This is a genomic window from Collinsella sp. SGI.095 (assembly GCF_050314535.1).
In the GTDB taxonomy this organism is placed as follows: domain Bacteria; phylum Actinomycetota; class Coriobacteriia; order Coriobacteriales; family Coriobacteriaceae; genus Collinsella.
On the sequence record NZ_JBNPNG010000006.1, the window covers coordinates 22,369 to 36,580 of the forward strand.

At 58.7% G+C, this 14,212-nt stretch carries 12 protein-coding genes and 1 pseudogene; 10 read left to right on the forward strand and 3 right to left on the reverse strand.

Annotated elements, in window-relative coordinates:
* Positions 1–2 precede the first annotated feature (2 nt).
* From ACQRCA_RS03790 to glf, 10 genes are all read left to right on the forward strand, one after another.
* Positions 3–917 (forward strand): prephenate dehydrogenase, encoded by a 915-nt coding sequence (locus ACQRCA_RS03790; protein WP_427718722.1) that lies wholly within the window; start codon positions 3–5, stop codon positions 915–917.
* Between the two features lie 36 nt (positions 918–953).
* Positions 954–2,060 (forward strand): 3-dehydroquinate synthase, encoded by a 1,107-nt coding sequence (gene aroB / locus ACQRCA_RS03795; RefSeq protein ID WP_427718725.1) that lies wholly within the window; start codon positions 954–956, stop codon positions 2,058–2,060.
* Entirely contained in the window at positions 2,054–3,373 is a 1,320-nt protein-coding gene (aroA, locus tag ACQRCA_RS03800; RefSeq protein ID WP_427718728.1) for a 3-phosphoshikimate 1-carboxyvinyltransferase, read from the forward strand. The genes aroB and aroA overlap by 7 nt, the downstream gene beginning before the upstream one ends.
* A 1-nt stretch (position 3,374) precedes the next feature.
* Positions 3,375–4,472 carry a chorismate synthase gene (gene aroC / locus ACQRCA_RS03805; protein WP_427718731.1) on the forward strand — a complete coding sequence of 366 codons (1,098 nt, stop codon included), beginning with the start codon at positions 3,375–3,377 and terminating at the stop codon, positions 4,470–4,472.
* Between the two features lie 169 nt (positions 4,473–4,641).
* Positions 4,642–5,787, forward strand: a complete 1,146-nt coding sequence (gene pheA / locus ACQRCA_RS03810; protein WP_427718734.1) for a prephenate dehydratase — start codon at positions 4,642–4,644, stop codon at positions 5,785–5,787.
* Positions 5,788–7,026, forward strand: coding sequence for a shikimate kinase (locus ACQRCA_RS03815; RefSeq protein WP_427718736.1), 1,239 nt, complete (start codon positions 5,788–5,790; stop codon positions 7,024–7,026). It begins immediately after the preceding gene.
* A gap of 100 nt (positions 7,027–7,126) precedes the next feature.
* Complete coding sequence (aroQ, locus tag ACQRCA_RS03820) at positions 7,127–7,564, forward strand: type II 3-dehydroquinate dehydratase (protein WP_022094776.1); 438 nt, start codon at positions 7,127–7,129, stop codon at positions 7,562–7,564.
* A gap of 129 nt (positions 7,565–7,693) precedes the next feature.
* The gene (locus ACQRCA_RS03825) at positions 7,694–8,143 is read left to right on the forward strand and encodes a DUF4869 domain-containing protein (protein ID WP_427718739.1); all 450 of its coding nucleotides are present in this window, start codon (positions 7,694–7,696) and stop codon (positions 8,141–8,143) included.
* Positions 8,143–9,144: a hypothetical protein gene (locus ACQRCA_RS03830; RefSeq protein ID WP_427718741.1), complete on the forward strand. Its 1,002-nt coding sequence runs from the start codon at positions 8,143–8,145 to the stop codon at positions 9,142–9,144. Before ACQRCA_RS03825 ends, ACQRCA_RS03830 begins: the two co-directional genes overlap by 1 nt.
* 153 nt (positions 9,145–9,297) lie before the next feature.
* Positions 9,298–10,422: a UDP-galactopyranose mutase gene (glf, locus tag ACQRCA_RS03835; protein WP_427718743.1), complete on the forward strand. Its 1,125-nt coding sequence runs from the start codon at positions 9,298–9,300 to the stop codon at positions 10,420–10,422.
* Between the two features lie 237 nt (positions 10,423–10,659).
* Here the strand turns inward: glf and ACQRCA_RS03840 are convergent, their stop codons facing one another.
* The 3 genes and pseudogenes from ACQRCA_RS03840 to ACQRCA_RS03850 all read right to left on the reverse strand — a co-directional run bounded on the left by ACQRCA_RS03840 (position 10,660) and on the right by ACQRCA_RS03850 (position 14,105).
* The gene (locus tag ACQRCA_RS03840; RefSeq protein ID WP_427718847.1) at positions 10,660–12,186 is read right to left on the reverse strand and encodes a CotH kinase family protein; all 1,527 of its coding nucleotides are present in this window, start codon (positions 12,184–12,186) and stop codon (positions 10,660–10,662) included.
* A gap of 96 nt (positions 12,187–12,282) precedes the next feature.
* Positions 12,283–13,578, reverse strand: a pseudogene (locus tag ACQRCA_RS03845) (RICIN domain-containing protein); the annotation flags it as partial.
* Positions 13,500–14,105: an RICIN domain-containing protein gene (locus ACQRCA_RS03850; protein WP_427718745.1), complete on the reverse strand. Its 606-nt coding sequence runs from the start codon at positions 14,103–14,105 to the stop codon at positions 13,500–13,502. The gene ACQRCA_RS03850 and the pseudogene ACQRCA_RS03845, both read right to left, overlap by 79 nt.
* Positions 14,106–14,212: the final 107 nt, after the last annotated feature.

Below are 14,212 nucleotides of genomic sequence, written 5' to 3' on the forward strand. Positions count from 1 at the left end.
CCATGGGTACGGTGAGAAACGCACGCGTCAACCAGGGCGGCCCCAAATGCGCCGGCATTGTGGGCCTGGGTCTGATCGGCGGCAGCTTTGCCCGCGGCTATGCGCAGGCGGGCGTCCGCGTGCTGGCCTGGGACCCCGACGATGACGTCATGACGGCCGCCAGCATGGGCACCGTCGCCGGCGAGCTCAACGACGAGACGCTCGGCGAGTGCGACATCATCGTGCTGGCCTGTTACCCCGAGGCCTGCATCGAGTGGCTCGAGGCGCACGCCCAAGCGCTCGCCGACGCCACCGATACCGAGGCCATCATGGGCCCCGTGGTGATTGACACCGTAGGCGTGAAGGGCATCGTGTGCGAGCGTGCCTTTGAGCTTGCCCGCGAGTACGGGTTTTACTTTGTGGGCGCGCACCCCATGGCGGGCACCCAGTACTCGGGCTACGCGCACTCCCGTGCCGACCTGTTCCAGGGCGCGCCACTCGTGCTCGTGCCGCCCGCGGTGGACGATGCGCTCAAGCTGGAGCTTTTAGGCCAGGTGCGAGAGATGGTGCGCCCCTTAGGGTTTGGCAAGTTCAGCGTGACCACCGCCGCCGAGCACGACCGCGTGATCGCCTTTACGAGCCAGCTCGCGCACGTCGTCTCAAACGCCTACGTCAAAAGCCCGACTGCCCAGGTTCACCACGGCTTTTCGGCCGGTAGCTACCGCGACCTTACCCGCGTGGCGCACCTCAACCCCCAGATGTGGTCGGAGCTCATGATCGACGACGCCGACGCACTCGCCTTCGAGATCGATCATCTGATCGACTCGCTTAGCGCCTACAGCCGCGCGCTCAAGGACCGCGACCAGCGTTATCTTGAGAACCTCCTTGCCGAGGGCGACCGCATCAAGCGCGCGCTCGACGACGAGGCCACCCACTAGACCACCTATCACGCCAGGTCGAAAGGACCAAAGCTTATGGCGATTACCATCGATATCGACACCGCACGCCCCTACCAGGTGCACGTCGGCACGTTTTTGCTGGAGCAGGCGGGCCCGCTCGTCCGCGCCACCGCCGGCGGCACCAAAGCCGTCATTGTGACAGACACCAATGTGGGCCCGCTCTACCAGATGCCCGTTAAGCAGAGCCTGGAGGCTGCGGGCTATACGGTGAGTGTCTGCACCTTCGAGGCCGGCGAGGCCCACAAGCGCGCCGAGACCTACATTGCCATCCTGGAGTTTGTGGCCGAGCACGAGCTTTCGCGCTCCGACGTGATCGTGGCACTCGGCGGCGGCGTTGTAGGCGACGTGGCTGGCTTTGTGGCCGCCACCTACATGCGCGGCTGTAAATTTGTGCAGATCCCCACGAGCCTGCTCGCCATGGTGGATTCGTCGGTGGGCGGCAAGACGGCCATCGACCTAGCTGCCGGCAAAAACCTGGCCGGCGCCTTTTGGCAACCGAGTGTTGTTATTGCCGACGTGGGGTGTCTCGCCACCCTCACGCCCGAGCAGTTCGCCGACGGCTGCGGAGAGGTCGTTAAACACGCCGTGATCGCCGACCCCGAGCTTTTCACCGAGTTGGAGAAGACCCCGCTCACGCTGGAGCTCCTCAACCGCGACGTGGCCCGCGTGGCGCTCATCATCGCCCGCAATATCGACATCAAGCGCGCCGTGGTTGTCGCCGATGAGCGCGAGTCCAACCAGCGCAAGCTCCTCAACTTTGGACACAGCGCTGGACACGCTGTCGAGGCCTGCGAGCACTTTGAGCTGGGACATGGCAACTGCGTGTCGATCGGCATGGGCATCATCACGCGCGCCGCAGCCCTGCACGGCATTTGCGACGCCGAGCTGCCCGGCCGCATCGAGGAGCTCTGCGCCCGCCACGGCCTTAAGACCCGCTGCGAGCTTTCGGCCGACGCCGTCTTTGCCGAGGCACTCCACGATAAAAAGCGCGCCGGTGACACCATCGACCTGGTAATTCCGCACGGCATTGGCCGCTGCAGCATCGACCACACGCCGCTTTCCGTCTTTCATGATTTAATTGCCGAGGGCCTCGGCCAGAAGGGAGACGCCTCCACATGCTAGCCCGCATCACTCCGTCCCCACTCAAGGGCACCGTCCCCGCCATCGCATCCAAGTCGATGGCGCACCGCCTGATCATCTGCGCCGCCCTTGCCAACGGAGAGACGCATGTGACCTGCAACACCACCTGCGCCGATATCGAGGCCACGGTGCGCTGCCTCACGGCGCTCGGCGCCCGCATCGAGACCGTCGAGGATGGCTTCCAAGTCCATCCCACTATGAAAAGTGTTGAGTTCGGCCTGCTCAAGGCACTTGCCGGCGGCACGCTCGACTGCGGCGAGAGCGGCTCCACGCTCCGCTTTATGCTGCCCGTGGCCTGCGCGCTGGGGGCAGAGGCAACCTTTGTGGGCCAGGGCCGCCTGGGCGCACGTCCCCTCTCCCCGCTCTCCGACGAGATCATCGCCGCCGGCTGCGACCTGCAGGGCCTGGGCGGCTTTCCGCTCAAGACGAGCGGCCGCATGCGCCCGGGCACATTTATCCTGCCGGGCAACGTGAGCTCGCAGTACATTTCCGGCTTGCTGCTGGCGGCCCCGCTGCTGGCCCAGCCCTCCTGCGTGCAGGTGACCGGGCTCATCGAGAGTCGCCCCTATATCAACCTGACCATCCAGGCCATGAAGGCCTTCGGCGTCGAGGTCAACGTCGAGCGCATCCCCGCCAAGAATGGCAAGCCCGAGGTCACGAACTTCCGCGTGAGCAGCGGCTCGTACCGCACGCCTGGCAACGTGGCTGTTGAGGGCGACTGGTCCAACGCCGCCTTTTGGCTGTGTGCCGGCGCCATCGGCTCCGACCCCATCACTGTGGAAGGCGTGTCACTGAGCTCCGCGCAGGGCGACCGCAACGTGCTCGCCGCGCTTTCGCGCTTTGGTGCCCGCATCGTGCGCTCCACCAACGCCGCCACCGTGCAGTCCGACAAGCTCGCCGGCTTTGAGATGAGTGCCCACGACATTCCCGACCTGGTACCCGTCATCTCTGCCGTGGCATCGCTGGCACAAGGCCGCACGTTCATCCGCGATTGTGCCCGCCTGCGCATCAAAGAATCCGACCGTCTTGCCACTACCACCCGCGAGCTCACCGCGCTGGGCGCGCAGGTGCGCATTGCCGGCGACGACCTCATTATCAAGGGTGTCGATGCCTTTACCGGCGGCGAGGTCGATTCGCACAACGACCATCGTATCGCCATGATGGCCGCTATCGCCGCGAGCCGTGCCACCGGCGAAGTTGTGATCCACGGCGCCGAGGCCGTCAATAAGTCCTATCCCGATTTCTTTGACCACTACCGCCTGCTGGGCGGCAAGGTCACGCTCGAGGAGGAATAGCATGTCCTCGACCTTTGGCAACGTTTTGCACTTAAGCATCTTCGGCCAGTCGCACTCCCCCGCCATCGGCTGCTCGCTCGACGGCATTCCGGCAGGTATCGCCGTTGACCAGGAGCAGCTGCAGGCCTTCCTCGATCGTCGCGCCCCCGGTCGCGACGAGACCGCGACCAAGCGCCGCGAGGCCGACGCCGCGCACATCATTGCCGGCGTGGTCGATGGGCACACCACCGGCGCGCCCATCGCTGCGATCATTGAGAACACCAACACGCGCTCCAAGGACTACTCCGAGCTGCGCCGCAAGCCACGTCCGGGCCATGCGGACTACCCCGCGCGCGTGAAGTACCACAACATGCACGATGTCGCCGGCGGCGGACATTTCTCCGGACGTCTTACGGCTCCCCTATGCATCGCCGGCGGTATTGCGCTGCAGGCGCTCGAGGCCCGCGGCATTCAGGTGATGGCGCACGTCGCGCAGATCGGCGGTATTTCCGACCTGCCCATGGACGACATGGTCTATCGCGAGGCCGACCGCAAGGCAATCCTTACGAACGACCTGCCCTGTATTGACGCCGCGGCCGCCGGCCGTATGCGCGAGGAGATTCTCGCCGCACGCGACGAGCTTGATAGCATCGGTGGCATCGTGGAGTGCGGCATCTATGGGCTCCCCGCGGGCATCGGCGATCCCATGTTCGACGGTATCGAAAACCGCATCGCGCAAATCGCGTTTGGCATTCCCGCCGTAAAGGGCGTGGAGTTTGGTATGGGCTTTGCCGTGGCCGCCATGCGCGGCAGCGAGAACAACGATCCGTATCGCGTTGATGCCGAGACCGGCGAGATTGCGGTCGAGTCCAACAACGCCGGCGGCATCCTGGGCGGCATCTCCACCGGCGCACCCGTCATGTGGCGGATGGCCGTAAAGCCGACGCCCTCCATCGGTCGCGAGCAGCAGACCGTGGACATGGACGCCATGGAAAATGCGGAGCTCTCGGTCCACGGCCGCCACGACCCCTGCATCGTCCCGCGCGCCGTCCCCGTAGCCGAAGCAGCCGCGGCGCTCGCCATCTGGGACGCCCTCCTAGAAGACGCCGCCCAGCTTTAGCCCACCCACCCCGAGGGTAGCTAATTTGGGACGGGGCTTTTTTAGCTACCCCCATATGCCAGTGAGTATTTGCCCCGGCACCCATCGATTCGCCACCAGTCAAAGGGTAGCTAAAAAAGCCCCGTCCCAAATTAACTACCCCAGGCAACGATTCACGAAAGGGGTCTCCATGGACCTTGCCGATATTCGCCAAGCCATCGACGGCATCGATACCACGCTCCTCAATAGCTTTGTCGAGCGCATGGACATTGCCACCGAGGTCGCCAAATCAAAGCTCGAGATGGGCAAGGCCGTCTTCGACCCCGCCCGCGAGCGTTCCAAACTCAACAACCTCGCCAGCCGAGCACCCGAGCGCTACGAAGCTCAGACCATCACCCTGTTCCGCCTTCTCATGAGCATGAGCAAGGCCGAGCAGCAGCGCTACATCAACGAGCTCAAGGGCATCACCGTGTCGCAAAAGGCCCATGCCACGGCAGCAGCATTTGACACACCTTTCCCTCAGACGGCCACCGTCGCCTGCCAGGGCGTCGAAGGCGCCTACAGCCAAATCGCCGCATGCAAGCTCTTCGACGTACCCGACATTGCGTTCTTTGAGACCTTTGAGGGCGTTATGCGCGCCGTGCGCGACGGCTTCTGCGAGTTTGGCGTACTGCCCATCGAAAACTCCACCGCCGGCTCGGTCAACGCCGTCTATGACCTGCTCGCCCAGTTCGACTTCCACATCGTGCGCTCGCTGCGGCTCAAGATCGATCACAACCTGCTCGTCAAACCCGGCACCAAGCTCGCCGACGTGCGCGAGGTCTACAGCCATGGTCAGGCCATCGCCCAGTGCGCCGGCTTTATCGAGGCCCACGGCCTGCATGCCACCAAGTACCCCAACACCGCCATGTCGGCCGAGATGGTCGCCAATTCCGAACGCACCGACGTCGCCGCCATCGCCTCGCGCAGCTGCGCCGCGCTGTATGGCCTCGAGGTGCTGGAGCCCAACATTCAAGACTCGGACAATAACTACACGCGCTTTGTCGTCATCTGCCGCGAGCCGCGCGTCTATCCCGGTGCCAACCGTACCTCGCTCATGATCACCACGGCCAATGAGCCGGGTGCCCTCTACCGCGTACTCGAGCGCTTCTACGCGCTCAACATCAACCTCATCAAGCTCGAAAGCCGCCCCATCCCCGGGCACGACTTTGAGTTTATGTTCTACTTTGACCTGGACTGCCCCTTTGGCAGCAAGGCCCTCGACGACTTGCTCGATTCCATCGACGACGTGTGCGAGAGTTTCACCTACTTTGGCAGCTACACGGAGGTGCTTTAGATGACCGATACCGCCGCAACCCGTCCCTACGGCGTGCTGGGCCGCGTGCTGGGCCACAGCTACACCCCGACCATCTACAAAGAGCTCGCGGGGCTCGAGTACGTGCGCTTTGAGCGCGAGCCCGAGGACCTCGCGGCCTTTATGACGGGCGACGAGTGGGAAGGCACCAACGTGACCATCCCCTACAAGCGCGCCGTCATGGAATACCTGGACGAACTGAGCCCCCTGGCCAAGCGCATGGGCAACGTCAACACCATCACGCGCCTACCCGACGGCCGCCTGCGCGGCGACAACACAGACTACTTTGGTTTTCAGTGCCTGGTCGAGGAGCTGGGCGTTGAGGTTGCCGGAAAGAAGGTCCTCGTGCTCGGCGCCACCGGTGGTGCCGGCACCACGGCCAGTATGGTGCTCGGCGACCTGGGCGCGGTCGTTGTGCCTGTCGGCCGCACGAGCGAGGTCAACTACGATAACATCGCACAGCAGTCCGACGCGGCGCTGCTCGTCAACTGCACGCCTGCTGGCATGTTTCCCCACTGCCCCGACGCTCCCTGCACGCTCGAAGGACTCGATGCGCTCAAGGGCGTCATCGACATTGTCTACAATCCCGCCCGCACGGGTCTGATGCTCGAGGCCGAGCGCCGTGGCATCCCCTGCATCGGCGGCCTGCTGATGCTCGTGGCCCAAGCGGCACAGGCTGTTGAGCGCTACACCGGCCAGATTACACCGCGCGAGCGCATCCTGGATGTGACGGAGCGCCTGTCCCGCCGCGAGCAGAACATCGCGCTCATTGGCATGCCGGGCTCGGGCAAGACCCGCGTGGGCGAGCAGATCGCCCAGCTCACGGGCCGCGAGCACATCGACTTGGATCGCGCGCTCGAGGAGCGCCTGGGCATGCCCTGCGCCGACTTTATCGTCGAGCGCGGCGAGGCGGCCTTCCGCGAGCAGGAGACGGCGGCGCTGGCCGACATCTCCAAGCGCAGTGGCCTGGTGCTCTCCACCGGCGGCGGCGTGGTCACGCGTGACGAGAACTATCCGCTGCTGCACCAGAACAGCCAAATCGTGATGCTCAACCGCAAGCTCGACGAGCTGGCCCACAAGGGACGCCCCATCACTGCCCGCGACGGCATCGATAAGCTCGCCGAGCAGCGCATGCCGCGCTACCGCGCCTGGGCCGACTACATCATCGACTCACGCGACTGCGCCGCCAACACCGCACGCGCCCTCCTCGACACCCTCTAAAACCTGCCAAAAAGGGACAGGTTTATTTTGGCAGGTTTTATCTTGGCAAACGCCGCAGACAGCAAGCCCCGCCACCAACCAGACCGCAAAGGAAGCAACCATGAAAGCACTCGTCATCAACGGCCCCAACCTCAACATGCTCGGCATTCGCGAGCCGGGCATCTACGGCAGCGACAACTACGACCGCCTGGTCCAGATCTGCCAGGAGGCAGGCGCCGCGCAGGGCTTTGACGAGGTCGAAGTCTTCCAGTCCAACCACGAGGGCAGCATCGTCGACAAGATCCAGGAAGCCTACGGCAAGGTCGACGGCATCGTCATCAACCCGGCTGCCTACACGCATACGAGCGTGGCGATTCTCGACGCCCTCAAAGCCGTCGCCATCCCCGCTGTCGAGGTTCACATCAGCGCCGTCGAGACGCGCGAAGACTTCCGCCAGGTGAGCTATGCGCGCCTGGCCTGCTTCGCCACCATCACCGGCGAGGGCCTGCAGGGGTATGCCCACGCGCTGGAGCTGCTGAAGGAGCATCTCGAAAAGTAGCGTCGCGAGCAAATCCATCAACACGACTACGCGCTAATAAAGCCAGCGCCGGCAGTAGCGACCTCGCTGCTGCCGGCATTTTATTACTGGCATATAATCATTGCTGTCACACAACGTCTGGAGACCCGCATGCTAAGCATCCATCTGGGAGATTACCCCGGTTCCATCTACGATACCGAAACCTATTTTAGGAACTCATACTTGGACTCATGGTTCGAAGATCCCATGGCTGCACAGATCATTAAAGGTGTTGACGGTTCGGAGCTCATCGGTCCCCACAACATCGTAAGCAAGCAGCTGGGCTCAATCACTCCACTCGAACTGTCCGGCGGCGTTAAGACGCTGCTGCTGGTGCGCAATCTCCCAAATATGGTGTTTAACGCATCCACCTGCGGAGACAACTGTGCCCGCTGGCTACTCAAGATCGGCAAAGAACAGGATGTGCTGGTGACCCTTTACCACATCATGAAATTCCCCTGGAAGAACTTTGAAATCCGCATTGAAAACGATGGCCGCATCGTCAGAAACATGCAGGAGTTTGTCGGCGCCACGAATGACTTTTTGGATGTTGATGAGTAATGAGGGGAACGCACACCGTTGTCGTAGAGCGTGCAAAGGTCAAATACACGCTCACGTTTAAACGAAATATTTCCTTCATACGCGGCAACAGCGGCACGGGCAAAACGACGCTCATCTCGATGATTCGCGACTACAACGACCGAGGACCGGAAAGCGGCGTTGCACTCAGCTGCGACGTACCTTGCGAAACGCTTTCTGGCAGACGCTGGGAGCGCGAGCTGTCGATCATCGAAGATTCAATCGTCTTTCTAGATGAGGGTAACGAGTTTATCTACTCAAAGGACTTCGCCAAAGCCGTCAACGGCTCGTCCAACTATTTTGTTCTGATATCTCGTCGCGACGCCAACGAGCTCCCCTACAGCGTCGACGAGATCCTAAAACTGGTCAACACCACAAGCAAGACGATCAATGGCCGCAAGAGCGACAGGCGCTTCTACTCGGTGACCAAGCCGCTATATGACCACACGGCAAGTATGCTGTATCAGGACCTTAACGTAGGTTTCGACAATCCCGATGCCGTAATTGTCGAGGATAGCAAGTCTGGTTATCAATTCTACAGCGCCCTTTGCAACCGACTGGGAATCCCCTGCTACACCGCCACCGGCGTAGCGAATCTAAAGCGGACAATTCACGAATGCCCCGAGCAAAACGTCCTTGCCATCGGAGACGGCGCGGCGTTTGGTCCCTACATCGAAAAGGTGCTCGGACAGCGCGTTTACAAGAACGTTCGCTTGTTCCTCCCGGAATCATTTGAGTGGACGCTTCTGCAATCCGGCCTCATCCCCAACAACGACATTCCAAAAATCCTCAAGGACCCTTCGAGCTATATCGAAAGCCGCAAGTACCTAAGTTGGGAGCGATTCTTCACCGACGTATTGATCAAGTACTCGACAGACACTCGCTATGCCTACAAAAAGGCAAAGCTCAATGAGCAGTACCTGGGGCCGCAGGCAATGGATGCAGTCGGGAGCGTCTTGCCCGAGTGTCTAAGGGCAGAATAGCGGGCTCTTAAGATCATTTGGAAACCAGGCTACGCACACGCGCTGGAGCTGCTGAAAGTGCATCTGCTACACTAATCTATGGAGCAAATGAGCCAGTGGCGTTTGCCCTGAATCATTTGTAACCGTCCAATTGACATACAAAGGAGCATATCCATGTCCCAGTACGATTACCTCGTCGTCGGTGCCGGCCTTTCGGGTGCCGTCTTTGCCAATGCCGCCAAGCGCGCCGGCAAGTCGGTCCTGGTCATCGACCGCCGCGACCACATCGCCGGCAACATCTACACCGAGGACGTCGAGGGTATCCAGGTCCACCGCTACGGCGCGCACATCTTCCACACCTCCATGAAGGACGTCTGGGACTACGTCAACCGCTTCGCCGAGTTCAACAACTACGTCAACTCGCCGGTCGCCAACTTCCATGGCAACATGTACAACATGCCCTTCAACATGAACACCTTCGCCAAGATGTGGCCGGGCGTCGTTACGCCGGCGGACGCCAAGGCCAAGATCGCCGAGCAGGTGGCCGCCGAGAACATCGGCGAGCCGCAGAACCTTGAGGAGCAGGCGCTGTCGCTCGTCGGCCGAGACATCTTCGAGACGCTCGTGAAGGGCTACACCGAGAAGCAGTGGGGCCGTGATTGCCGCGACCTGCCCGAGAGCATCATCAAGCGCCTCCCCTGCCGCTTTACCTACGACAACAACTACTTCAACGACCGCTACCAGGGCATCCCCATGGGCGGCTACACCAAGATGGTCGCCAACATGCTCGTGGGCGTCGAGGTGCGCTGCGGCGTGGAGTACAAGGAGCTGATCGCCTCCGAGCCCGATATCGCCGCCAAGACGATCTACTGCGGCCCCATCGACGCGTTCTACGACTTTAAGCTGGGCACGCTCGAGTACCGCAGCCTGCGCTTTGAGACCGAGACGCTCGACGAGCAGGACCACCAGGGCGTGGCCGTGGTCAACTACACCGAGCGCGAGATCCCCTATACGCGCATCATCGAGCACAAGCACTTCGAGTTCGGCACGCAGGACAAGACCGTCATCACGCGCGAGTACCCGGCCGACTGGAAGCCCGGTGACGAGCCCTACTACCCCATCAACGACGCCAAAAACGAGGCCCTGTACAAGCAGTACGAGGAGCTGGCGGCGCAGGAGGGCGACGTGGTCTTCGCCGGTCGCCTGGGCGGCTACAAATATTACGACATGGACAAGGCCATCGCCGCCGCCTTCGAGCTCGTCCGCAACGAGCTGGGCGTGGAGCCGACTGAGGCGTAAACAAGGCGGCCATACACACAAGCAGTAAGCCAGGTACAGTTCATTGCTGTACCGGGCTTATATGTGGAGCAATCAAGCGCACCCCGATGGCAAAATTCGGGGCGTTCAAGCAAACGGCCCAGCCCATGAGTTACTCACCAACAGAAAAGGCCGCCCGACGCAAGTCGAACGACCTTAATAGATAGCCAATAAATCAACAGGACCCTAAACACGGACGTAAAAAATCAGTCTAAAGCTCTACTGCGCCGTCTCAAGCCAATCCAGACGACTGTTAAGCCATGCGCGTACAGCATCGGGAGACTCAGAAGAGACACCCCACAGCATGGACTCCATGCTCGCAGAGGTAGCAACACTGGACTCATACGCAAGATAATCCTGCCCATTGATGCAACCCCGGGCTTCGTCAAGCACTTCTTGCTTGACAGCATCAACTGCAGCGCGAACCGTCGGATCCTGCAGCAGACGTGAGCCTAAAACAGCGTTGCGCGTAAGCCAACCCTGCGGCGACAAGTAACTATCACTTGACTGGGACGAAAGAGCGTTTCCCATCGCCAAGTCAAAATCCCAGGCTGGACCGAAAACAAACCGCGAGTCGCCAGAGGAATCAGAATTCTTAAACAGATAGGTTGATGAATAATTAAAACCGTCAACGCACTTGGTGATCTCATTGAGCCAGTAGAGGCGCGCAAGAGAATCAATGTCGCAGTAATCCGCCGTCGTTTTTCCTGTCTCAGGATTGACACCTCCGTTGCGAATGCAATCGAAGAATTCCTGGAAACGACAACTCAAATATTCAGCTTCATCCTTGGTCCAAACACCAGGCGACTTGCACACAAAGTACAGTATGCCGTTTCCAGAATCTACGCTAAACCAAGCGTCCTCATTCACATAGCGCTCCTGGTCAAACTCAATCAGATAGCCGCCCGTGATGTCGGCGGGATTTTGAAGGCCCTCAGCGTACTTCATTCGATTACCGCGAGAGTTAACCCCCTCGACAAGTTGATAGCTTATCCCGCTATTAACGGCATCGTTAGCGTCTTCAAGGTTGTCGATATCCACGCGACCGGAGTTGATCTGGACCTTCTCACAGAGCATATAAGCGCCGCGGTATTGTCCGTCGTAATACAGATCAACGGCACGGTACTCAATCGGCGCATGGGTCCCCAATGCAGACGCAAGCGAATATGCCGCAGCATTACGCATCGAAGTTCCATCGTAAGCGTTTGCCAAAAGCACCCAGGTCTTATTCTTATTCGCTTTGTCGCCTGTCTCCAAAAGGTCAGCCTTCTTATCGAGCTTGATCTGATATGGCTTCTTGTCCATCCCCCATGTGCTGTTGCCGCGGCCCTTAATCTGAGACAGTGCGCCGTCATACACGGAGACGCCGGAGGCGTCAACAAGCTTCATGGAACCGGTAGCAACTGCAGTATGGTCTCCACTCGATTCGATGTAGCCACGCCCATAATTGACCGGATCGTCGCTGCTAATAAACATCGATGCCACGCCAGTGGTCTGCTTAATGTCAAACACGAACAAATCGGCCGAATCAAGGTTGGATTGAACGACGATCGGACTACCAGAGTTCGCACTGCTTGTCAGGCCAAGATCGCTTAACGCCACCGAAGACCCCACGGTAAGTCCAACAGAGCAGTCTCCAACAGTAATAGACGTCTCCGGCCCACCACTGTATGCAAGCTGAGCAGAGTTAAGGTCAAAAACAGACGGAAGCGCAAAGTGTGCATTGCCATAACGGTCAAAGGTCATCCCAATTTCAAGCGAGCCCGAGCGAAGACTCAGATTGTACTCAGACGCGGCCACGCTATGGGAAATGACAAGATCACCGGGATTGTTAACATTCCTAAACTCCCATTCGGATTGCGGAGTTGTCTTGTCGATAGAAATAATAGTGAGCACGCCCGATTCGGCCCCGCGCTTGGTCGAGAGCACATAGTCACCAAGCGCAGACTGGATATAACCACCGCTAAAAGTGGGAACATACTTCCAAGACTGAGCTTTGGTATCGTTCTCAGCATACTGCTGGACAATGGTGCCCGATTTGGCACGGCCTGAGCGAACATCAAGACACAAACCCGAGTTGATGTTCTTAATGGTAAAGAAACCGCCGCCCTTGTTCTCGAGATGCCACTGTTGAGCCGCCGAGCCTTTGAAAACGTACGTCTGAAGCGCAAGTCCCCCGTCAGACGAATCGTTCGGAACATCAAGAACTTGCCTGGTGCCACTCTGGTTTAGTAGATAGTAGTCACCATTCTCAATCAAATTGCATGGGACGAGCAACCACGATTGGGCCTTAGTTCCGTTACTCGAGTACGTAGAAACACTGTTACCAGCAGCGCTCGATCCACCAGAAAGATCAATACATCTGCCGGAATGTTTGTTTTTAATACGATATCCCCCGTTTAAGCTAGCATCCAAGATCCAGTATGAACGACCCGAAGGCTCTTTACGATATTCGATTCCACTTTTCGCAATTTCCGTCAAATACAGGCCCGAGTTGGCATTTATAAAGGTAAACGAGCCATCGTCTTGACGCTCAAGCACCCACTTCTGCGCCAGAGACAGATTTGAGCCCCAAAGCTGCAATGCGGCACCAGAATCCTTTGACCCACCGGGAACGTCAAGAACACCTGATTCGTCAACAGTTGTCTTAAGTTGAAAAGAACCAGAATGATCTATTGGAGACGTGTTGAACGTCCATTTTTGAGCGTCGGTATGGTTCACCTGATACATTTGCAGTTGGTTGCCATTAGAGAGAGAACCACCGGGAACGTCCAACGCCTTACCTGTTAGTGCCGAGACAACTTCAATGCGACCGTCAGAAGTCTGCAGAAGACGCCATTGCTGTGCCGGAGTTCGGTTAGATGAGTACTGTTGAATACGCACGCCGGAAGACTTGGAACCACCAGGAATATCAAATGAACGACCAGACAGCGCAGAGAAAATGGAATAGTAGCCCGTATTCTGGTCGAACACAACATTCCAAGCCTGAGCCGACGAATCATTATCTTCGTAGATTTGAACAGCGGCTCCGTTATCTAAAGATCCGCCACAAAGGTCAATCATCTTTTTATCCGACAGAGCGGTAGAAATACGATAGGAGCCGTCTGTAACAGGTCGAGTGACGCGCTCGACCCTCCATTTTTGCGCCTTGGTGCCATTTGACGTATAAAGGCAAACATTGGCTCCATTTTTTTGCTTCCACCGACAACATCAAGAAATAATCCATTGCAGTCAGAACGAATTGAATACGATCCGTCAGCATTCTGGACAAATTTCCATCGTTGGGCCAGCGTGTTGTTCGAATCATATAGCTGCGCATTAGCACCCGCTATTTTTGAACCACCAGCAACATCAAGCACCATGCCGGTAATCGAATTCTCAATGGAATAAGAGGACCCTTTCTTAGAAATTCTCCAAGCCTGGGCATAGGTATGATTACCTTCATAAACCTGCACGTTCGACCCATTAACGCAATTACCGCCCGCAACATCCAATGATTTATCGGCAATAACATTAGTGATAGTGTAAACACCGTCATCAAGCTCAGCATAGCTTTTGGCCTCTGCCTGAGTTGGCATTACGCAAAGCGCGATGAATAAGAGAAGCAGCGCCATTCCCCTCGATCGTTTCCGAAAGCAGATTAGAACTGCATCAGTACCAACCATCAAATCACCCAATCCCCTAAACAATACTTAACTACAGCTTGAACGAACAGCCCAATTTGAGCAATACGGAAATCGATAAGCGGTGAAATTGCTGTACCGGGTCTCTT